General features: G+C 70.4%; 17 protein-coding genes. 11 read left to right on the top strand and 6 right to left on the bottom strand.

Annotation, left to right across the window (positions count from 1 at the left end; translation table 11 throughout):
• Positions 1 to 121 precede the first annotated feature (121 nt).
• Positions 122 to 2254 carry an ATP-binding protein gene (locus tag ACSP50_RS17145; protein WP_172898766.1) on the bottom strand — a complete coding sequence of 711 codons (2133 nt, stop codon included), beginning with the start codon at positions 2252 to 2254 and terminating at the stop codon, positions 122 to 124.
• Between the two features lie 397 nt (positions 2255 to 2651).
• On the opposite strand from ACSP50_RS17145, the gene ACSP50_RS17140 reads away from it, so the two are divergent.
• The 5 genes from ACSP50_RS17140 (at position 2652) to ACSP50_RS43035 (ending at position 6537) form a co-directional block, all read left to right on the top strand.
• Entirely contained in the window at positions 2652 to 3095 is a 444-nt protein-coding gene (locus ACSP50_RS17140; RefSeq protein ID WP_014690499.1) for an NADAR family protein, read from the top strand.
• A gap of 61 nt (positions 3096 to 3156) precedes the next feature.
• The gene (locus ACSP50_RS17135; protein WP_231956953.1) at positions 3157 to 3660 is read left to right on the top strand and encodes a putative immunity protein; all 504 of its coding nucleotides are present in this window, start codon (positions 3157 to 3159) and stop codon (positions 3658 to 3660) included.
• Positions 3657 to 4148, top strand: coding sequence for a putative immunity protein (locus ACSP50_RS17130; RefSeq protein ID WP_014690497.1), 492 nt, complete (start codon positions 3657 to 3659; stop codon positions 4146 to 4148). The genes ACSP50_RS17135 and ACSP50_RS17130 overlap by 4 nt, the downstream gene beginning before the upstream one ends.
• A gap of 69 nt (positions 4149 to 4217) precedes the next feature.
• On the top strand, positions 4218 to 6002 hold the full coding sequence (locus tag ACSP50_RS17125) for a methyl-accepting chemotaxis protein (RefSeq protein ID WP_014690496.1): 1785 nt from the start codon (positions 4218 to 4220) through the stop codon (positions 6000 to 6002).
• 73 nt (positions 6003 to 6075) lie between these two features.
• A complete protein-coding gene (locus tag ACSP50_RS43035; RefSeq protein ID WP_014690495.1) occupies positions 6076 to 6537 on the top strand; it encodes a hypothetical protein in 462 nt (153 codons plus the stop codon).
• A gap of 145 nt (positions 6538 to 6682) precedes the next feature.
• Here ACSP50_RS43035 and ACSP50_RS41950 read toward each other — a convergent pair whose 3' ends face one another.
• Complete coding sequence (locus tag ACSP50_RS41950) at positions 6683 to 8023, bottom strand: RIP homotypic interaction motif-containing protein (protein WP_014690494.1); 1341 nt, start codon at positions 8021 to 8023, stop codon at positions 6683 to 6685.
• Positions 8013 to 8846, bottom strand: a complete 834-nt coding sequence (locus ACSP50_RS17110; RefSeq protein WP_014690493.1) for a hypothetical protein — start codon at positions 8844 to 8846, stop codon at positions 8013 to 8015. Before ACSP50_RS17110 ends, ACSP50_RS41950 begins: the two co-directional genes overlap by 11 nt.
• A gap of 113 nt (positions 8847 to 8959) precedes the next feature.
• Here ACSP50_RS17110 and ACSP50_RS17105 point away from each other — a divergent pair, with 113 nt between their 5' ends.
• Both ACSP50_RS17105 and ACSP50_RS17100 read left to right on the top strand, forming a co-directional pair.
• Positions 8960 to 9385 carry an SRPBCC family protein gene (locus ACSP50_RS17105; RefSeq protein WP_014690492.1) on the top strand — a complete coding sequence of 142 codons (426 nt, stop codon included), beginning with the start codon at positions 8960 to 8962 and terminating at the stop codon, positions 9383 to 9385.
• Between the two features lie 137 nt (positions 9386 to 9522).
• Positions 9523 to 10242, top strand: a complete 720-nt coding sequence (locus ACSP50_RS17100) for an ATP-binding protein (protein ID WP_052311603.1) — start codon at positions 9523 to 9525, stop codon at positions 10240 to 10242.
• Here the strand turns inward: ACSP50_RS17100 and ACSP50_RS17095 are convergent.
• Together ACSP50_RS17095 and ACSP50_RS41945 are read right to left on the bottom strand one after the other, a co-directional pair.
• Positions 10228 to 11640: a methionine--tRNA ligase gene (locus ACSP50_RS17095; RefSeq protein ID WP_014690490.1), complete on the bottom strand. Its 1413-nt coding sequence runs from the start codon at positions 11638 to 11640 to the stop codon at positions 10228 to 10230. The genes ACSP50_RS17100 and ACSP50_RS17095 overlap by 15 nt on opposite strands.
• A gap of 190 nt (positions 11641 to 11830) precedes the next feature.
• Entirely contained in the window at positions 11831 to 12022 is a 192-nt protein-coding gene (locus ACSP50_RS41945; RefSeq protein WP_014690489.1) for a hypothetical protein, read from the bottom strand.
• Positions 12023 to 12127: 105 nt separating this feature from the next.
• Between ACSP50_RS41945 and ACSP50_RS17090 the strand changes: the two genes are divergently transcribed.
• Together ACSP50_RS17090 and fxsT are read left to right on the top strand one after the other, a co-directional pair.
• Positions 12128 to 13219, top strand: a complete 1092-nt coding sequence (locus ACSP50_RS17090) for a caspase family protein (RefSeq protein ID WP_014690488.1) — start codon at positions 12128 to 12130, stop codon at positions 13217 to 13219.
• Between the two features lie 92 nt (positions 13220 to 13311).
• The gene (gene fxsT, locus ACSP50_RS17085; RefSeq protein WP_155123527.1) at positions 13312 to 16629 is read left to right on the top strand and encodes an FxSxx-COOH system tetratricopeptide repeat protein; all 3318 of its coding nucleotides are present in this window, start codon (positions 13312 to 13314) and stop codon (positions 16627 to 16629) included.
• A 27-nt stretch (positions 16630 to 16656) separates the two neighbouring features.
• Here the strand turns inward: fxsT and ACSP50_RS17080 are convergent, their stop codons facing one another.
• Entirely contained in the window at positions 16657 to 19773 is a 3117-nt protein-coding gene (locus ACSP50_RS17080; protein WP_014690486.1) for an EAL domain-containing protein, read from the bottom strand.
• Positions 19774 to 19912: 139 nt separating this feature from the next.
• Here ACSP50_RS17080 and ACSP50_RS17075 point away from each other — a divergent pair, with 139 nt between their 5' ends.
• Positions 19913 to 20752: an MEDS domain-containing protein gene (locus ACSP50_RS17075; RefSeq protein ID WP_014690485.1), complete on the top strand. Its 840-nt coding sequence runs from the start codon at positions 19913 to 19915 to the stop codon at positions 20750 to 20752.
• A complete protein-coding gene (locus tag ACSP50_RS17070) occupies positions 20749 to 21705 on the top strand; it encodes an anti-sigma factor RsbA family regulatory protein (protein ID WP_014690484.1) in 957 nt (318 codons plus the stop codon). Before ACSP50_RS17075 ends, ACSP50_RS17070 begins: the two co-directional genes overlap by 4 nt.
• Positions 21706 to 21727 lie beyond the last annotated feature (22 nt).

Raw genomic sequence — 21727 nt, 5'->3', positions numbered from 1 at the left:
CTGAACAACCGAACTGCCACTCGGTGGCGGCGCCGCATCGCTCAGGATTCGTCGGTGGTGCGGCGTGATCGTGTTCCGGCCTGTCTCGACGACACCCACGTGGCGTGGACCGCCCGGGCCGCTACGTCGTCCGGTATCCGTTGAGGGTTCCGCTACCGGGCACGGCGTTTCCGGGCTTCCCGGCGCCGCTGTGGTGCTGGGGCAGTCGGAGGGTGATGCGGGTGCCGGGGCGGTGGTGAGGGTCGTAGGTGATGGTGCCGCCGTGGGCGTGGACCAGGGCGCGTACCAGAGCGAGACCCAGGCCGGTGCCGGGGATGTAGCTGTGGCGGGTGTTGCCGGCACGGTGGAAGCGGGTGAACAGCTGTTGATGGTCTTCGGCGGGGATGCCGATGCCGGGGTCGACGACGGCGAGTTCGACGACGCCGGTGTCGTGCTCGTGGGCGCTGATCCGGATGTCACCGCCGTCGGGGCTGTATTTGATGGCGTTGGACAGCAGGTGATCGATGATCTGCCGGAGGCGGTGCGGGTCGGCTTCGACGAGCAGCGTGGGGGGCATGTCGGTGTGGATGCGTCGTTGGGCGTCGACGGGCACGGCGGTGACCGCGGCGTTGACGATCTCGGTCAGGTGGGTGGGACGCAGTTGCAAAGAGGTGTTCCCGGCTTCCAGACCGGCGAGGTCCAGCAGTTCGTCGATGATCGACTGCAGAGTGCTGGTGTTGCGGGTGATGGCGGCGACCACGGCGCCCAGCTCCGGTTCGATGAGCTCGTCGGCGAGCAGGGTGCTGTAGCTGATGATCGAGGTGAGCGGTGTGCGCATCTCGTGACCCACCAGGGTGAGGAAATCGTCCTTGGCGTGGACCAGCTGCGCCTGCAGCTCGGCATTGCGGCGGTGGATGAGGAATTGACCCAGCTGTGCGGTGACGCTGGTGAGCAGGCCAGCCAAGAGCACTCTGTCGCACTCGGCGGTGGAGCTCAGCGACACCAGGACGCCGAGGATGGTGTCGGCGTCGCGGATCGGGACGGCGAGGCTGGCGCGCAGGCCCTGGTCGGCGGCGGCGCGGGCGATGGTCTGCGCGGCATGGCGGGCGATGAGGTGGGAGTCGACCAGGTCGGACAGCGGCAGTGGCTGGTCGGTGCGGCCCAGCCGGCGGGTCTCGGCGTCGCCGCGACCGATCATGTCGGGCAGCAGACCGCCCACCTCGACACCGGGGGCACTCCAGCAGGCGGCCACGCGCAGCACGTCGGCCACCTCGTCGATCAGCAGCAACGCGAGGTACTGCCAGTGCAGCGCCTCGCCGACGGCTCGCAGGATCGGTGGTGCGGCCTCGGCGATGGTGTCGCAGCGGTTGAGGATCCCGGCGACGCGCAATTCGCAGTCACGGAAGCGTTCCCGGCGACGGCGATCGGTCACGTCCTGGACGGTGGCCACCGCCCCGAGCAGGTGACCGGCGGCGTCGTGGATGGCTTCGGCGTTGGTGAGAATGTGCCGGTCGGGCATGTCCGGCGCCTGCATCACCGCCCGGACGTCGCGGACACTGCCCTCGCGCAGTGCGCGGACCGTGGCGAGTTCGTCGGTCGCGTACGGTGTGCCGTCGAGGTGGCGCAACTGGGTGTAGGCGCCGGCCATGGCTTCGGCGGGGGTCAGGTCTTCCGGCAGGCCGTAGAACTGGCGCAGAGTGCGATTGAACAGCACCGGGCGGCGGTCGGTGTCGACGGCGAACACCCCGACCTGCAGGCTGTCCAGCAACGCGGTGATGAAGCCGGCTTGCACCTCGGCGTGGACCGTGGCACTGACCGCAGCAGCGGGGGCGTCGGCGGCTGAGCCGCTCTGATCAAGATCGGTGAGGGCGGCCATCGCGATGACCGGATCCGCGCCGACCGGGACGGGCCCGAGCATCGCGGTGATCTCCACCAGCGTGGACAGGTCGGTCTCGCTCCAGTCGTGCGGACCGTCGTCCAGGACGGAGAGGGCGCCGACCTGCCGGTCCTGGCCGTCGCGTAGCGGGACACCCGCGAACGCGCGGATGCCGTGACCGGTGAAGGCCGGATGCTCGGCGAACTGCGGGTCGGCGGTCATGTCGGGTACCGCCAGCGGCCCGTCCGCAGCGACCACGTTCGCGCATACCAGGTGTTCGCCGGTGCGTCGTCGCGCTGCCGGGGATGCCGGTAGACCGAACATGCCGAGGAACTCCTCCTGCTCGGCGCCGACCAGGCTGAGGACGGCCATGGGTGCCCTGAGCAAGCGTGCTGCCATGCGGGCCAGCGCATCGAGCGGGACCGGCATCATCGGCAGGGCCCGGTGGGCGCCGGCAACCGCCTGCAATCGCGATGGAGACTTCAGCACTGCGTCGTTGCGGTCCGTCACAACACTCACCAGCTCTGAGCGACAGGGCCGGGAGCGTTTCCCGACCGTCAGATGAGACTACGATCCGGCAACCAGCAGAATTATGGCAAAATCACAGTTTTCGCCTTCCCGAATGCTGCGGCGATCGGGGTGGCCCCGCAGCGGCCGCCAGCGGCGGCATTGCTGCCCAGGCTCCGACGCCGAGACGTGTCGGACCTGAGACTGCCGCGGTGGAAGGCGAAATCTTGTTGCGGGAGCTGGGGAATGTTGGGACGGTGCCGGTCCCCGCAATACCCGTGAGGATTCCGTGACGATCTTTTTCTATGGCGCCGAAGAGGTGCCCTATGGGTGCTTCTCCAACTTCTCCGGTCACGGTTTCGACCTTGACGGGTCGTGGTGGCCGACCTCGGAGCACTACTTCCAGGCGCAGAAGTTCAAGGGGAGCCGGCACGCGGAGCTCGTCCGGCGCGCCCGCACCCCGATGCGGGCGGCGGAGCTGGGCCGGGACCGGGCGAAACCGCTGCGCAGGGACTGGGAGCGGGTCAAGGACGACGTGATGCGCCGCGCGGTGGCGGCCAAGTTCCGCGTGCACGCCGATATCCGGGACATTCTGCTGGCGACCGGCGACGAGGAGATCGTCGAGGACACCACCACCGATCACTACTGGGGTCGGGGCACGACCGGGAACGGCCGGAACATGCTCGGGCTGATTCTGATGCGCACCCGGAGCCGGTTGCGCGCCGAGGCATGACGGCGGTACCGGCCCTGGCGTAAAAGCTTCAACCGGATGTTCAGCGGTACGATTCATGGGCATGGCACCGATCGATCTGACCATGGACGAGCTGCGCGAGGTGGCACGGTACGCCGTGCGGCACGCCGAAGTCGTACTGCCAATTTTTGAGCGAACCGTGCCCGGGGATCACCGTCCGCGGGCGGCGGTCGATGCGGCGTGGGTGTTCGTCAACGGCGAGCGGCGTACGAGACTGCAGCGTGTCGCTGCCCTGGACGCCCATCGGGCGGCGAGGCAGGCACCCACCGAGCCCGCGCGGCTGGCGGCGCGGGCGGCCGGGGACGCGGCGGCGGCCGCCTATCTGCATCCGATCGCCCAGGCGTCGCAGGTGGGTCACATACTGCAGGCTGCCGCGCTGGCCGCCCGGCTCGGCGAGATTGAATCCGGGGCCGATCCGCGCGACCTGCTGGAACGGTCGCGGCAGTGGGCGACGCCGGTCGTCGTCGACGTGCTGAACCGGTATCCGCGGATCGAGGGCGCCGGATTGATGGGTGACCTCGACGCGTTGTTGCGGTACGACGCATGATTCTGCCGAAGGTTCGCGATCCGCGGTTCGTGACCATCCGCCGGGGCGGCACGCTGACCGATGCGGACCATCATCTGCTCGCGCTGTGGGCGGCCACCTGCGCCGAGCATGTGCTGCCCCTGTTCGAGGCGGAGCGGCCGGACGATCCGCGGCCGCGGCAGGCGATCGAGCATGCCCGGGCCTGGACGCGCGGTGAGGTGAGGATGATGCGGGCGCGAGAGGCGGGCGGGCATGCGATGGGCGCGGCGCGGGATCTGCGCGGGGCGGCCCGGTTCGCCGCGTACGCCGCGGGTCAGGCCGCCGTGGTCGCGCATGTCGCCGCGCACGAGCTGGGCGCCGCCGCGTATGCGATCAAGGCGGCCCGGGCGGCCGGGGATCTCGGTGAGTGCCGATGGCAGCGGGCCCGACTGCCGGCGGCGATCCGCGAGCTGGTCCTGGATGATCAGCGGTTGCGCAACGACATCTGCTGGTCGGTGTTCACCGAGTGAGGGGCCGTCCGACCGCGGCGGAGACTTCGCCATGCCGAATTCCTCAATACGGAGTGTGATCGTGCCGACATGCTCAGCATGATCTTCCGCCCGGCTGCGGTGCTCCTGTCCCGACTGCGCTACGCGCAGAAGATACTGCTGGTCGCCGTCGTCCTGCTGCTCCCGCTGGGTTTCGTGACGTGGGGGTACGTGGACATCCAGCGCGGGCAGGTCCGTTTCAGCAGCACCGAGCGCGACGGCGTCGCCTACCTGCGTCCGCTGCTCGACCTCACCGTGCACGCCGGGGACGCGACGCCCGAGCGCATCGCGGCGGTCGACGCGGTGGATGCCCGCTATGGTGCGGCTTTCGAGAGCACCCAGCTGTGGACGACGGCGAAGGCGGCGCTCGGCTCGGGTCAGGCGACCGACGCGTTGCTGGCCTTGATCAACCGGGTGTCCGACAAATCGAACCTGACGCTCGACCCCGACCTCGACTCGTACTACGTGATGGATGCGCTGGTCTTCCGGCTGCCGCTGCTGTTGAGCAGCGTGCACCAGGCGGGCATCGCGTCAGCCGCGGGTGACAAGATCGCCCTGGCCGTCGCGAACGGTGCGCTCGACACCACGAAGGCGGCGTTCGCGAACGACATGACCACGGCGTATGCGAACACCGGCTCCGCAGGGCTGCGCGCGGCCAGGGACGTGACGGACGCCGTCCTGGCCGATCCCGGTACGGACAGCATCGCCGCCGCCGACGCGCGGCTGATTCCGGCGCTCGACCAGCTACTGGTCGCGCGGATCGGCGGGTTCCAGGCGAAGGCCTTCAAGGTCGAGGCCGCGGCGGCGCTGGCGGTGCTGCTCGTCGCGTATCTGCTCGCCGGGTTCTACCGGTCCGCGACAGTGCCGATGCGACGCATGGTCACCGCGTTGGGTGCCCTGGCCGACGGCGACCTGACCGCCCGGGTGCAGGTCGACACCCGCGACGAGGTCGGGCACATGGCCCAGGCCTACAACGAGGCGCTGGACCGGGTCCGGCCGGCGATCGAGGCGCTGCGCGACGAGGCCGCCGACCTCTCCGGTTCGGCCACCGAACTGACCCGGGTGAGCGACCGGCTGCGGGACACCGCCGCGCAGACCGCGGCCCACGCCGGGCGGGTCAGCGATGCAGCGGGCCAGGTCACCGGCAATGTCGGCGACCTGGCCACGGGTACCGACGAGATGACCGCCGCGATCCGGGAGATCGCCGTCGGTGCCACCGAGGCCGCCGGGGTCGCCGGGGACGCGGTGCGGGCGGCCCAGGGCGGCAACGAGGCCGTGGCCCGGCTGGGCCGCAGCTCGGCCGAGATCGGTGAGGTTCTCCAGGTGATCACCGCCATCGCCGAACAGATCAACCTGCTGGCGCTGAACGCGACCATCGAAGCCGCCAGGGCGGGAGAGGCCGGTCGCGGATTCGCCGTCGTCGCCGGCGAAGTGAAGGAGCTGTCCCAGGAGACGGCCCGGGCCACCGGCGACATCGCCGCGCGGGTCGAGGCGATCCAGAGCGACACGGCGCAGGCGGTCGCCGCGATCAGCGACATCGGCGAGGTCATCGGGCGGATCAGCGAGATCCAGGCGACCATCGCCGCCGCCGTCGAGGAGCAGACGGCGACGACCGCGGAGATGGGCCGCGGCGTCGGTCAGGCCGCAGCGGGTGCGGACGGGATCGCTGACGGTCTGACGGCGGTGGCCACCAGCGCCGAAGAGACCACAGCGAACGCCACCGTCACCGCCGAAACGGCCAACCGGCTGTCGGCGACGGCGGCCAACCTGCGCGACATCGTCGACCGCTTCACCACCAGCGAGGCACTGACCGCCGGCCGCCGCGATGCCGGATGACCCATTCTCCCCACCTGTCACCGCTGCCGGTGACCGCGGCGAAGCATGCCCGGGGTGGTCCTAACCTGAGGTCATGTCGTATGTCGCCACCCGCGACGGCCGCCGCGATCGCAGTGCCGTCCGCCGGGCTCCCGCCGTCCCCGACCGGATCGACGACCTCCACGGCCACAGCGTCGGCGTCCTCGAAGTCCCGCATCACATGGCCTGCGGTCACGCCAGCCGTCGCCGGTACGATCTGGAGGATCCGGCCCAGCTGCGGCACGCCTACGAGCAGGTGCTGTGCGAGGCCGCCGGCTGCGGCGAGGTCGAAGACCTGATCAACCCGGCCATGCTCCGTCGGGTGTGGCGTGACCTGCACCTGCCGTCCCGGGTCCGGGACGCCTGGGAGACCCGGCATCCCAGCCTGCGCCGCACGATCAACCGCAGCCCGTCCGCCGCCACCGCGGAGCCCCGGCCCGCCGGCGGCGGCTTCGCCCGCCGCGGCCGCACCCAGCCCGTCCGGACCAGGACGGCGCGTTCCGTGCCGGGCTCGTGAGACGTCGCGGCTAGATCGTCAACGACGACACGGTCTACGAGTTCACCCTGCGGGTCCAGCCGTCCGGCGGTGCCGGACGCCGCTGAACTCCTCTGATGCGGTGTCCACGCCATCCACTTCAGAAGCCGGCCTCCCCTTCAGCCACCTATTGTCTCGACGCCCGTCGAAGCGGCACTATCTCGCCTTCAGCCTGGGCAGTTCGCTCGACTCTGTCTTTCCGCAGAGTGGGGAAGTCCAGGGCCGTCACACGGGCGTCACGGACGGATGAAATGCCGCCGTCTGCGTCAGCAACCATCTGGTTGATTCGCTCCACCCGCAGGAGTTCTCCACCGCCAGGCCCGTAGAGGATCGCGGGCTCCGGAAGGGCCTCCTGCGGCATGAGGTCCCGCACCGCGCGAGTTCCGCGGCGGAGCACGGCAAGGTCGCGGTCGCCCCCGACGATCAGATCCGCCAGCGTACGTGTCACTCGAGGAAAGTCGGTCAGCAGAGCCGACACCTCGCGCGTGGCCGGTGCGAGATAGGTGTCTTCGTCGTCTCCGGCCCCCGGAGCGCCTGCCGAGAAGGCGAGTAGCGCCGCCAGCAGCCGGTGCAGCGCCACGTCCTCGACCGGCGCCGGCAAGAAGACCGGTGACACCCTTACCGGCGCCTGCGCGGCATCAGCGAGCAACGACGCCACCTTCGCACGGGCGACTTCGTCGTTGGGAGACTGCTGCAGTTGCCCGATACCGTCCTGGACCGCCTCGACCCCGAAGATTCCGTTCAGATCGCCGGGCCCGACGCCGCGATCGATGTGGAACATGCTGACCAGGATCTTGACTTCAGTACGGAAATTGTTGACCTGAAGATTGTGGTCGCCTACCTGGACACCTCGGGCGCCGTGCAGGGTCACGCCAGTGGGGCCCGAAAGAGCGCTCGCCGGGGGCGTCGGACCATCCTGACCCCACCTGACTTCATCCATCCACGTCGACCGCCGAACCCGCGGTCCCCCGGGCGATCGAGGTACCTGGAGCTGGCCGCCTGCCAGTTCGCGACATGCCCGAGCCAACGGATCTTGAGCGACCTGCCCCAGTGTGGCGGTCATGAAATGCACCCGGCCTGAGTTGTTCTGCCCAGCCTTCGGTGACAGGTCGACAGTCAAGAGAAGCTCTGGCCGAAGGGCCCCGCAGGACACTTTCAACCGCAGATCAGCAACCGCTTCCGGACCCAGCAGCGGCAGCCGTACCGGCTCTGCAAGCGCACCGATCTGCAATCCGAGCAGTAGTCGGCGCCAGTCCGGAGCAGGGACGTCGGCATACCGGAGCAGCTCGATGGCCACCTGCAAACCGTTGGCCGGCTCCGACATGAACCACTCAAGGACAGGACTCGCCTCTTTTTCGCTGTCGAGTTCCACCGAGCGGGTGACCACGAGTCGACCATCATCGCGCCACTGCCGCAGCCACCAGACCCGCACGCCGATCCGGAGGAGATCACCGCTCTCAGGCGTCATAACTCTCCTCGATCACCACGACCTCAGCCGGACGCGACGCCCGCAGCGCCTCGAACAACTGGTGTGCCAGCAAGAGGGCATCGCGATGGCCCTGCTCCGCTCGGTCCACCCGCTCCCGCAGCTTGGCCATGTCGGCTTCGAGATCCGCTACCCGTAGGTCCGCGGATTCCGCCGCCGCACTTACCTGCGCCAGCCGTGCCCGCACCTGCCGCTCGATGGAAATCAGCGACGAGGACGTCGTCCGAGGGCTGGTCTCCCCGGCCTTCCGGATCCGGGTCGACTCAGCTCTGAGGTTTCCTGCCCGACGCCGTGTCCACCACATGCCGATCGCCAATGCGAGCGATGTGATCAGGGCCAGTGCGCAACCTGATCTGAGCGCGCCGATCGACGGGCCTCCGGTGACGGGCGTGGTCACGATCGTGACCGGTCCAGCCACCGGGGCCGAGGGCGCCGTGCCCAGCTTCAGCAAGCCGGCCACCGCATCGGCGTCGTTTCGGTCGATCTTCAGCGCGGCGCGGAAGGCCGCCGCCGCTCGTGTCCTGTCATGGCGTCGGACAGCGGCGCGCCCTGTGGCATCGGATCCGGCGGCCTGCTTCCGCCGGCCAGCCACCCGCTCGATCCCGTCACCGGCGCAGTCGCCCTCGTCCGACTTCCGCGCTTCCCCATAGACGTACTCCGCCGCGGTGAGTCGGCCGTCCGTGACCAGGCCGGCGGCAGCCGTGCACAGCGGGGTGGAGAGGGAGCAAGCGGTCAACGGCGTTACCACGAGCAGGACCACGAGCGACGGAAGTGGCCATGACCACCGGCGCAGCGTCTGCCCCACCCGGACCTCCGCCACGATGCGACCGGAACCTGGTCCCAGTATGTCCGTCCGCGCCGGTCACGCAACGACCTTCGTGGGGCCCGGCGCGTCGGCGGAGAAAGTACAGTCGCCGCATGCGCTACGAGGAAACGTCGCTGATCGATGCGCCGGTCGAGGTGGTGTGGCGGCTGACCGTGGAGATCGACGGGTGGCCGGAGTTCCTGCCGACCGTGCAGCGTGTCGAACGCCTCGACGCCGGTGAGGTGCGGGTCGGCACCCGGGCCCGGGTGAAGCAGCCCGGGCAGCTCAGTGCGATCTGGACGGTGACCCGGCTGGAGGCGGGCCGGGAGTTCACCTGGGAGACCCGCCGAACGGGGCTGCGCCTGACCGGCCGGCACCTGCTGGAGCCGGCCGGCGCGGGCACCCGGATGACGCTGGTCCTGGAGGTCGACGGCGCCGCGGCGCGGGCGGCGACAGCGGTGCTCGGGGGCATGATGCGGACGACGCTGCGGCGGGAGTCGGCCGGTTTCGCCCGCCGGGCGACCGCGCCCCGCGACTGAACGGAAGGTATCAGGACGGCCGCACCGCGCTCGGTACAGCGTGGGAAAACTCATCTTGCGGGCCGGCCGCACCATCGGATCCGGCGTCACACAATCCTCCGTACCACCGGCACACAACGGACATCGTGGGAATGGCAATGCTGGACACCGAATGTGAAACTGAGCGCGAGACCGAATTGCGCACCCTGATGGTCACCGCCTCGCATGACCTGCGGAGCCCGCTGACCAGCGTCGCGGCGCACGTCGACACGATCCGGACGGATTACGCGTCGGCGCTGGGCGAGGACTTCGCCCGGGATCTGGCCGCCATCGAGCGCGGTCTGCACCGGATGACCCGGCTGACCCAGGATCTGCTCGACTACGCCCGGGCCGAATACGCCCTCGACGCGACCCCGGTACCCCTGGGCGCGGTGCTCGCCGACGTCGTCGCCGACCACCCCACCGCCGCGGTCACCGTGGCCACGACGCTGCCGGAGGTGCTGGCCGACGCCGGCCTGCTCCGGCACGTGTTCGACAACCTGGTGGGCAACGCCGTCAAATACGCCCGGGCCGGGCAGTCGCCGCGGATCGTGGTCAGCGCCACCCCGATGGCGGACGGCACCGTGCTCATCGAGGTCGCCGACCACGGCATCGGCATCCCGGCCGCCGAGCGGTCCTGCGTCTTCGACGCCTTCCACCGCTGCGCCAACCGCGGCGACCGCCCCGGCACCGGCCTGGGCCTGGCCATCTGCAAGCGGATCGTCGAACGCCACGGCGGGCGGATCGGCGTCACCACCGGCCCGGGCGGGGGCAGTCGCTTCTGGTTCACCCTGCCCGCGGCCGCAGCCGAGCGCCCGGACCGTCTACCCCAGGCGTAGGAAGGCCGGGCGGGGAGCGCCCACCCGCGGGCCGGCGCCCAGCTGGGCGCTGAGCCGGGCGGCGCCGCCGGGAACGAACGGTGACAACTCGCGGGCCAGGGTCCGGCAGGTCGCCACCAGGGCGGCGAGCACCTCGTCGAGCCGGTCGCCGTCGAGTTCCCAGGGGCGTTCGGCTTCGATGAGCCGGTTGGCGTCCGCGACGCCGGCCGCGATCGCGTCGGTGGCGGCCCGGAAGTCGAAGGCCGCCAGCGCGCGGTCGACGGCGTCCGGCAGATCGCGCGGCGGCTGGGTCCCGCAAGCAACGATGCCGGCACGGAGCCGGTGGACGAGGGTCAGCGTCCGGTTGACCAGGTTGCCCAGACCGTTGGCGAGATCCTGGTGATAACGGGTGACCAGTCGCGGCTCGGTGAAGTCGGTGTCGCCGACCCTCGCCACGTCCCGCAGCAGCCACCACCGCACCGCGTCGACCCCGTAGCGGGCGACCAGATCGTCGGGGCTGACGGCGGTCCCGGTGCTCTTCGAGATCTTCGCCCCGTCGACGGTCAGGTAGTCGTGCACGAAGATCGCGGTCGGCAGCGGCCGCCCGGCCGACAACAGCAACGCCAGCCAGTAGACGGCGAGGAAGCGGACGATGCCCTTGCCGATCACATGCACCCGCTCCGATGATGCGACCCACCATTCCCGGTAGGCGCTGCCGTCCAGCGCGGTGAGGTAGCCGGCCAGCGCGTCCCACCACACGTAGACGACCTGGGTGGGATCGCCGGGCACCGGAATCCCCCAGCCGGCGGCCCGGGCCGCCGGCCGGGAGACGCTGATGTCGGCCAGCCCCGCGCGCACGAACGACAGCACCTCGGCGCGCCGGGTCGCCGGCTCGATCCGCACCCGGCCGGACTCCAGCGCGTCCAGCACCGCGCCGGCATAACGGGACAGGCGGAAGAACCAGTTCGTCTCGCGAACGACTTCGGGCGCGGCACGGTGCTCCGGGCACGAGTCCTGGCTCAGGAACTGCTCGCAGCCCGGGCAGTAGAGACCCTCGTACGCCCGCTGATAGAAGTCACCCCGGGCGGCGGACTGCCGCCACAACCGTTCGACGCCGGGTGCGTGCCGCGGGTCGCTGCCGGTCCGGATGAAGTCGTCGACGGACAGGTCGAGGACCTCGGCGAGGTTCGCGAACCGGGCCGCGTTGCCCGCCACGAAATCGGTCACCGGCACACCGGCCGCGGCGGCCGCGGACACGTTCTTCAGCGCGTTCTCGTCGGTGCCGGTCAGGAACCGCACCGGCGCACCGCGCAGGCGCCGGTGACGGGCGAGCACGTCGGCCTGCACCAGTTCGAGAGCGTGGCCCAGATGGGGTGCGGCGTTGACGTACGGGATGGCGGTGGTGACGTAGAGACTCACGGGGCGTCCGATCCGGGGCGGACCGGCCCGGCCAGCCCCTGAAGCGAGGGGCTGGTGGTGGCGGAATCAGCGCACGCCGGCAGGCCCCGTGGCGGGGCTCGTCATCCGGCGGGTGTGCTGTCGCATGTGGTCCATCATGGCGCGGCGAGCCGGGTCGTCAACCGGATAAGCGGTGGGGCGAGGCGGCGGGTCACTCCTCGGTGATCGCGCTCTGCCAGCCCTGCCGGACCCCGGTCGGCCGGTCCAGGAGGGCGACCAGCTCGCTGATCGAGGCGGCCAGGTCGGCGTCGCCGGCGTCGATCAGGTCGATGAGCCGCCGGCCGGGCACGTCGGCCGTCGCGCGCGGCTCGGTGGGGGAAGTGTCGTCACCAGTCGCTGCCATGCTCGTCTCCTCATGCCGCGGTGCCGGTGACACCCAATTGACTCAGATTACGTCGACCATCATCATTCCTTTAAGTCCGCTGAGTGCACGAAAGGCGCCCGCTGCATGCCGGTCAGTCTGCGCGCGGTGGTGGTCGCGGTGGAGGAGTACGACGCCGGTGACCCGTGGGCGCTGGACGGGCCGGCGATGGACGCGGTGCGGGTGGTGACCTGGCTGCGGCGCAGCGGGGTGCCGGACGAGGGGATCACGCTGCTGGTGTCGGCCCTGCCGCACAACCGGGCCGCGGTCGAGGCGCTGGGCCTGCCGGTGCGGCGGCCGACGCGGGCGGTCCTGTACGACCTGTTCACCCGGGAGATCGCGGGTGACGGCGCGGCGGAGCTGTTCGTCCACTGGGGTGGGCACGGGGCGCTTGACGACGTACACCATCATCGTCTTTTCTGCGCTGACGCGACGACCGCGGACAAGCGGAATGTCGATTTCGACGCGCTGCGCCGTTTTCTGGCCGGGGTGGACGTCCGCGGGTTGCGACGGCAGGTGTTCCTGGTCGACGCGTGTCAGGTGCTGGCGTCGGAGCGCGGGTATGTGAACCGGTTGCCGGTCGACGGCTGGCCGGAGAGTCCGCGGCGGTCCGACCGGGAGCAGTTCTCGCTGTTCGCGGCCGGGGTCGGTGAGGTCGCCGACAGTCTGACCGTGCCGCGGGCCGGGTTGTTCACCGCCGAGGTGCTCGCCGATCTGACCGGTGCGGGACTGCCCGCGACCGGGTTGGACGTGGCGGCGCTCGCCGAGCGGATCGACCGGCGGTTCACCGAGTTGCGGCTGGCCGGGCGGGCCCGCCAGACCCCGGTGTACGTCTGGTTGAAGACGCCGGTCCGGGAGGGCAACGTGTACGCCACGCCGCGCACCGATCGCCGGATGCCGATCGCCGCGCTGCGCGACATCGTCGCGGTCATGCTGGCGGCCGAGGAGGTGGCGAGCACACCGCGGCGGGAACGCATGATCATGACCATGCCGGACGAGATCCGGTCGGCGGTGGCGTACTCCTCGACGCCGCGCGAACACGTGATCGACTGGGTGCGCACGTGCGAGCGGTTCCGGACCGGACGGGCGGCCCTGGAGGGAGTCCTCGATCTGTCGATGAGCGATCGGGCGGCGTTCCAGCGGATCGTCGACGCCTTCGACCGGCACTGGAGCCCCTGAGCACGACCCCAAGACATTGACCATCGTACGTTTCGTCGCGAACCGTGGCCGACTTCCGGGACTGCGTCCGGCGGTGCGCCTCGATAGCATCGATGGATAGGGGAATTGCCGAGGGGTTGGGGCAGTCGTTGCACCCTGAGCACAATGGAGCACTGGACAACCGCACCGGCGTCCGCCAGCCGACGGTGGCCGATCGCCGCCGGCTGAAGAAGGCCCTGCTCAAGATCGACCGGATCACCGACCCGGGGGTGCGCGCCAGCATCCTGCGCGAGCTGCGCACCGACCTGGTGGATGTCGACCCGGCCCGGTCCAGCACCGCCGGCATGGACATCTGGGAGATCTTCAGCGAGTGCGCCCGGCGCGGCGCCGCCGAGACCTTCGCCGACGCGGTCGCGCTCGTCGTCGACGACTCCCCCGAGTGGGACACCTTCGTCGGCGTGATGCGGGAGATCTACGCGCCGCCCTCGCTGAGTGAGACGGAGCGGCAGGCGATCGCCCGGGTGATGGTGGAGTTGCCGCACGACGTGCTGGCCGCCGCGGTACGCCGCGCCGAGCTCACCGACCTGGTCGACCTGGGCGGCCCCGGCGAGGTCGAGGCCGCCGAGGTGCTGGCCGTGCTGCACGCGTACGAGCAGGGTTCCGGCGCCCTGATGGAGCGGACCTGGCGCCTGCTGGAGACCGTCGCGCACGCCTCCGATCCGGACCGCGACCGGGATCTGCACCGGCTGATCACCCATGCCGCGACCCGGCTCGGCATGACGGAACGACTGCTGGCGATCTGTACGAGCGTCTCGTCCGTATCACCTGCCGAGGCCGGCGATCCCCCGGACCTATCGGGCGAAACGGACGATAATCTACCGCTGTTGTACCAAGACGACACCGGAGCCGAGGACATGCTGAGCCAGATCACCGCGCCGCCGGTTGCGGTTCCCGCCGTGATGCGGGGTCTGCCGCCCCGCAACGCGTATTTCTCCGGCCGGACCGACCTGCTCCACCGGATCCGCGACACGCTGCAGAGCACCAGCGAGGCGGCCGTTCTGCCGCACGCGCTGCAGGGGCTCGGCGGGGTCGGCAAGACCCAGGTCGCGCTGGAGTACGCGTACCGCTTCAGCAGTCTCTACAAGCTGGTGTTCTGGATCCCGGCCGACGACGAGCAGGCGATCCGCCGGTCGATGGTGTCGCTCGGCAAGGCGCTCGACATGCCGGAGACCGCCGACGTCCAGTACATGATCGACAATACGCTCGACGCGATCCGGGTGGGTGCCCAGTATTCGTCGTGGCTGCTGGTGTTCGACAACGCGACCGACGTCAAGACGGTGCGCAAGTACATCCCCAGCGGCGACAAAGGGCACGTGCTGATCACCTCCCGCAACGCCGAGTGGCGCGGCGTCTCGAACTTCATCGAGGTGGACGTCTTCACCCCCGAGGAGAGCCTGGCCTTCCTCCGGCAGCGCTGGGAGCACCTCGACCCCGAGCAGGCCCGACTGCTCACCGAGCGCCTCGGGCACCTGCCGCTGGCGCTGAACCAGGCCGCCGCGTTCCACGCCGAGACCGGCATCCACCTCGCGGAGTACCTGGCAAACTATGACGATCTGGTGGAAACCGTCACCGGCACGGTCCCCGCCGACTATCCTCGCCCCGTGGCTGCCACCTGGCAGATGAACTTCGACCAGCTGCGGAAGGAGAACCCGGCCGCCGCGCAGCTGCTGCAGCTGTGCTGTTTCCTGAGCTCCGAGCCGATCTCCATCCCGATGCTGCGCTCCGGCCGCGGCGCCGCCCTGCGCCCGGAACTCAAGAAGGCGCTGCAGAACGAGCTGTCCTTCCGCCGCGCGGTCCAGGCGCTCGGCAAGTACGCGCTGGCCCAGATCGACCCGTCCCGCGACTTCATGACCGTGCACAGCCTGGTCCGGGCGGTGCTGCGCGACTCCCTCGGCGACGACGACCGCGCCGCCGTGCAGAAGGCCGCGCACGAGGTGCTCGCCTTCGCCAACCCCGGGGACCCGGACAACGGCGAGACCTGGAGCCGGCACCGGCAGATCACCCCGCATGTGGTGCCGTCCGGCCTGGTATTCTCCGACGACCCGCACGTGCGGCAGGTCCTGGTCGACCAGATCCGGTTCTACTTCAGCACCGGCGACTACGCCCAGAGCCGGCGCATCGCCGAGCACGCCCTGGAGAACTGGCGCAGCCGGCTCGGCCCCGACGACGTGATGACCCTGCGCGTCCGCTTCCACCTCGGCAACGCTCTGCGGCTGCTCGGCGACTACCGGCACGCCCGCGAGGAGACCCTGGAGGCGCACAGCATTCTGGAGCGGACGCTGGGCGCCGGGCACGAATACACCCTGGCCGTCGCCAACAGCCTCGGCGTCGACCTGCGCTTCCTCGGCGAGTACCAGAACGCGCTGGCCAGCGACCTGAAAACGCTGGCCGACCACCGGGCGGCGCCCGACGTCGACGAGTTCAGCGCGCTGCGGGCCGCCAACAACGTGGCGATCAACTACCGGCTGCTCGGCCGCTTCACCGAGGCCCTGGAGATCGACGAGGCCAACGTCCGGCAGCGCCGGCAGGTCGACGTCACCAGCTCGGACCCGGAAACCCTGGACTCGATCAACGAGCTCACCCGTGACCTGATCGCGCTGGGCCGCTACACCGAGGCCAAGGAGCGCCTCACCGAGCGTCTCCCCCAGTTCGAGAACAACCTCGGCGTCAACCACCGCGTCGTCTTGAACGCGCGGCGCCACCTGGCGATCCTGCACCGCAAAACCGGTCACCTCGCCGAGGCCTACGCCCACGCGGTCGTCGCCGAGGAGGCGCTGCGGGGTCTGCTCGGCCCCCGGCACGACGCCACCCTGGCGGCCGCGGTCACCCTGGTCAACACCATGCGGGTGCAGGGCGACGTGATGGCGGCGCGGCGCCGGGGCGAGGAGACGCTGACCGCGTACCAGGAGACGTTCGTCCCGCACAATCCGCAGACGCTGCTGTGCGCGGTGGACCTGGCGATCGTCTACCGGGCGCTGGGCATGCGCGCCGAGGCGTACGAGTCCGACGCCGCGAACCTGGTTCGGCTGCGCGACCGGCTCGGTGAGAACCATCCGCACACGCTGATCTGCGCGGCCAACCACACCAACAACCTGGCCGCCGCCGGGGAGAAGCTGGCCGCCCTCGAACTGTCCCGCGAGACGTACGACCGGTCGCTGGCCGTGCGGGCCGCCGACCACCCGAACACGCTGGCCGTCGCCGCGAACCTGGCCGTCGACCTGGACAGCGACGGCCGGCACGACGAGGCCGCCGCGCTGCGCGGCGCCACCATCGAGCGGATGCGCGAGGTGCTCGGCCCGGAGCACCCGGAGACCATCAACGTCGAACGGGGCCGCCGGACCGAGACCGACATCGAGGTCTTCACGCTCTGACCGCTTTCCGTGCGCGATCAGGTGGTGTCAGATCCTCGCCCCCTCGACCGGTGCGGGCGTCATGCCGGCGACAGCCTGCCCCAACTGATCTTGAGGTACCGGCCGCGACCAGGTGTAGCCCTGGCCTCGCTGGCAGCCGAGCAGGCGCAGAGCCTCGGCCTGTTCGCGGGTCTCGACGCCTTCGGCCACGGTGCGCAATCCGGTTGCGGCGGCGAGCTTGATGACGACTTCGCTGAGGGCGATGCCGTCGCCCGGTCCGTTGATGGGGTCGACGAAGCTCTTGTCGATCTTCAGGATGGTGGCGGGTAGCTGCTGCACGTAGCTCAGCGAGCTGTAGCCGGTGCCGAAGTCGTCCAGGGCCAGTTGCACGTCCCGGCGGCGGACGGCGTGCAGGACCTCCAGCACGGCCTCGGTCTCTCCGATCAGCGCCGTCTCGGTGATCTCCAGAGTCAGGCGGCGTGCGTCCAGGCCACTGTCGGCCAGGGCGGCGTCGAGGTCGGCAAGGAATTCCGGATGGACCAGCTGGCGAGCGGAAACGTTGACGCTTATGGATGCATTCGCCATCGCCGGGACGAGTTCCGGCCACGCCGCCGCGTCGTGGCAGGCGCGGCGCAGAACCCATCGGCCCAGTCCGATGATCAGCCCGGTGTCTTCGGCCAGGGCGATGAAGCGATCCGGTGGGACCATGCCGTGACCGGGCCGCTGCCAGCGGACGAGAGCTTCGGCACCGACGACGCAGCCCGTGGGCAGGTCGACGATCGGCTGGTAGTGCAGCCGCAACTGGTCGCCGAGAATCGCCTCGGCAAGGGCGGTTTCGTCACCGAGGCGTTGTTCCGCGCGGTCGGCCATGCCGGCGTCGAACACCTGGATCTGGTTCTTGCCCCGCCGCTTCGCGTGCCGCAGAGCCGCATCGGCATCGCGGAGCAGCCGTGCCGGGTTGTGGCTGCCGCCGGCATGCGCGGTGCTGATCGGGCACAGGCCGATGCTGGCGCGTAGCTGCAGGCGGTGCCCGGCGATCTGTACCGGTTCCGCCAGCCGGGTGAGGAGGCGCTGGGCGACGGCGGCGAACATGTCGGCCGGACCGCCCGGGTCATCGGTGAGGTGACGGGTGAGGATCACGAATTCGTCCGCGCTGAGCCGGGCCACCAGGTCGCCGGTGCGGACGGCGGTCCGGAGCCGGTCGGCGACCTGCCGCAGCAATTCGTCGCCGACGGCGTACCCGAGGGAGTCGTTGATGGTGCGGAACCGGTCGAGATTGAGCAGCAGTACCGCATACCGGGTGCCGGCCGTGGTCGCGGTTTCGCGCTGCGCCGCACCGATGCGCTCCAGCAGGAGCCGTCTGCTGGCCAGGTCGGTAAGCGGATCGTGGGAGGCCTGCCAGGCCAGGTGAGCACGGGTGCGCTGGCGCTCCACCACGCGGCCGACAGCCATCCCCACCTGTTCGAGCGCGGTGATGATCTCGGTATCCGGCGCAGGGCTGCTGTGCGGCAGGTAGAAGGCCAGGGTGCCGGTGACCTCGCCACCGGCGAGCACGGGGACGGCGACGGCAGCGCCGATCCCGCACGCGTGCACCGCCGGGCCCATCGGCTGCAACTCGCGCGGGGCGGTCGCCACCTGCACCGTCGAGGAGAACGGCAGGTCTTCGCGGGTGGGTGCCGCGTGCTGGGCGGCCAGGACGTGCAGCGGGCACCGCCCTGCCGGTCCCGGCTGCGGTGCGCTGGTCGCCGGGTGCGGCTCGCCACCGGCACCCAGGTGCTCGCCGACATGCCAGATGGCGCGGCTGTCGTCGGCGGTCCATGCGTGACCGGCACGCCAGCCCAGCCGGGTGCACACCTCCCGCACGATGGCGGCCGCGGCGTCGGCGAACACGTCGGTGCTGTTGGCGGTCACGGCAGCGTGCCGGGTCAGCGCGGTGGCTACTTCGGTACGGCGCTGGGCGGTGATGTCGCGCAGGACGGCGGTGAAACGCGGCCGGCCGTCCTGCGTCCAGCTCGACAGGGACAGTTCGGTGAGCAGTTCGTGGCCGGCGGCGTGCACGACGGGCACTTCGACGGTGGTACCGACCAGTCGCGTCGGTTGGCCGCTGGCGGCCCGGGCCACGCCGGCGTTGTGCGCCGCGCGGGCGTGGGCGGGGATGATGCGGTCCAGCGGCTGGCCGAGCATGTCGGCGGCCGAGTGACCGAGCAGGTTCTGCGCGCCGAGGTTCCAGGCCAGCACCCGGCCGTGTCCGTCGATGGTGATGATGCCGTCGACCGCCGAGTGCAGTTCCAGCAGCCGGGCTTCGGCGGCACGGCGCTCGGTCAGCGATTCGACACTGTTGAGCAGCTGCCATGGGCCGTCGCGATCCGGCTGGATCAGCGAGCTGGACACCAGCGCCGAGATCAGCGAGCCGTCACGGTGCCGGTAGCGCTTCTCCCGGAGCGCCGCGCGGCGCAGACCGGCCACCAGCTCGGTGATCGCCTGCACATCGGTGTCGATGTCGGTGTCGTCGGTGAATTCGCGGAAGCTGCGTCCGACGAGGTCGTCGACGGAGTAGCCGAGCAGGTCGGCGAAGGCGCGGTTGACCCGCAGGAACCTGCCGCCGTCGTCGACGAGGGTCATACCGGTGGTCAGGTGGTCGAAGGCGGTCTGGAACTGGCTGTTCGCGGCTTGCTGTGCCTGTTGTACGGCGACCAGCTCGATGCCGGCCCGTTGCGCCTGCAGCAGCCGTCGGGTGACCATCGCCAGCGACTCCAACGCTGCCATCTGCGACGCCGACGGTGTGCGCGGCTGCGTGTCCAGCACACACACCGTGCCCACCGGGACGTGATCGGCGGACAGGATCGGCACCCCGGCATAGGCACGGATATGCGGTTTTCCGGTCACCCACGGGTGGTCGGCGAACCGAACATCGGCATGCGTGTCGGGGACCAGCAGCGCGGCCGATCTCTGCACCACCTCGGCGCAGAACGACGAACCGCGGTCGACGCTGACGCCGTCGAAACCCACCGAACCGACGAACCGCTGGTCACGCTCGCCCATCAGGCTGACCGCGGCCATCGGCATCTGACAGAGTTGAGCCGCCAGCACCGCGACCGCTTGAAGATCCGCATCGACACCATCGGCCTCGTGACGGACCGGCCACCGCTTCTGTTCGTCGAGCACCGTATCTCCCGCTCATCATCAGGCCCGTGCGCGCCGGATCAACCAGCCACATCGGCCGCTGTCACGTTCTGCTGAGAGCAGCTCCGCAATCGCAACCCTGCCGACAGCGGAGGCGGCCGGACGAGCGTAGAGTCGACCGATGCGGCTGGCGGGAATCATCGACACACCGGAGAAGGCGGGTGTGCACGACCATGTCGGCTGGGTCTTCGACAAGCCGGCCGACTTTCAGGTACGTGCCGGCCGGTTCCTGTCCGCCGGACTCGCCCGCCGGCAGCGGGTCGTCTACGTCGCGGGAACCGACGGCGACGGCCCGGCCGAGATGCCCGGCTGGGACGAGGCCCTCGCCAGTGGTCAGGCCGAGCTGACCTCGGTGAGGACCGTGTACAGCGCCGGCGAACCGGTCGATCCGGAGCGGCAGGTGGCCGCATTCGTCGGAGCCGCCGAACGAGCCCTGCAGGACGGGTGGAGCGGGCTCCGGGTCGCGGCCGACGTGACGTCACTGGTGCTGACCGAGCAACAGCGGGCGGCGTGGACCCGTTACGAGCTGCTCATCGACGCGCACATGGCCCACCACCCGATGACCGGCATGTGCGGCTTCCACCGCACCGCGCTGGAACCCTCCGGCCTGGCCGCGGCGACCTGCATCCATCCCGCGCTGAGCGAGGACACCAGCGCATTCCGCCTCTACGCCGGCGGCCACCCCGACGCGCACATCGTGGTGGCCGGTGAGATCGATCCCGAGAACCGACTTCTGTTCGCCACGACGCTGCGGCACGCCCGGCCGGAGCCGCTCGACGGTCGCCTGCTGGTGGACGCCTCGCCGCTGACTTTCGTGGATTACCGCGGCCTCGTCGAGCTCGCGAACTATGTCGCCGACCGGGGTGCCACCGCCGTACTGTATGCCGACGAGGCCTCGATCGCCGCCATGATCACTCGGGTGGTCCCGCTGAAAGGGTTGCAAGTGCTGGTGCGCCCATGAGAACCGGTGCCGCCGCCGGCCACCGCGGCTACTTCCACGAAACTGCTTTCTACGACAGCGACGAAGCGTTCCTGTCGACGATCGTGCCCTTCTTCACCGCAGGACTCGAAGCAGGCGAACCCGTCGTCGCCGCATTCGCCGCCACCAACCAGAACCTGATTCACGACGTGTTCGGCGATGACAGCGGCATCCGATACCTCGGCGGTGAGGCCCAGTACCTTCGACCGGCCAGCGCCATCCGTACCTACCGCGAGCTGTTCGGCCGATACGCCGCAGCCGGAGTGCAGCAGATCCGCGTCGCCGGCGACGTGCCCCACCCGGGCGTGGGTGTCCCTTGGGACTCGTGGCGACGCTACGAGGCTGCTGTCAACCACGCCTACGACGAGTTCCCGGTCTGGGGCGTCTGCCCGTACGACACCCGTACGGCGCCTGACCACGTCATCGCCGAGGTCCGCCGCACCCACCCGCACATCGCCCACGCCGGTGGCCACGCCGCCAACCCCGCGTTCGAAGACCCGGTGGGACTTCTTCTCGCCCACCGGAGCGACCACTGGTGCGACCCGTTGGAGCAGCAACCGCCGCACCTGGAGCTGCTCGATCCGGGGAGCGGGCCGGCCCGCGGCTCGGTGGCCGCGCTCGCCGGCGACCTGCTCACCGCCGAGGATCACGCCGGCCTGCTGGTTGCCGTGAGCGAAGCTGTCACCAACGCCGAAAAACACGGCCGGGCCCCTGTCGTGCTTCGGGCCTGGGCGGGACCACGCCGGGTCGTCGTCACCGTCACCGACAGCGGCGACGGGCCGACTGACCCCTTCGCGGGTCTGCTGGCCAAGCGTGATGCGCCGAGCGGCGGCCTCGGGCTCTGGATCAGCCACCAGGTGTGCGGCTACGTCGGATTGCAGTCGGCACCCGGTGCCTTCACCATCCGGCTCCTGGCCGGGGATCTGCCCGCATAGCGCGCCGCGCCACCATCCGATG

The organism is Actinoplanes sp. SE50/110, assembly GCF_900119315.1.
Classification (GTDB): domain Bacteria; phylum Actinomycetota; class Actinomycetes; order Mycobacteriales; family Micromonosporaceae; genus Actinoplanes.
Note: the sequence above shows the minus strand (reverse complement) of the source record. Positions and strands in the feature narration are given on the sequence as shown.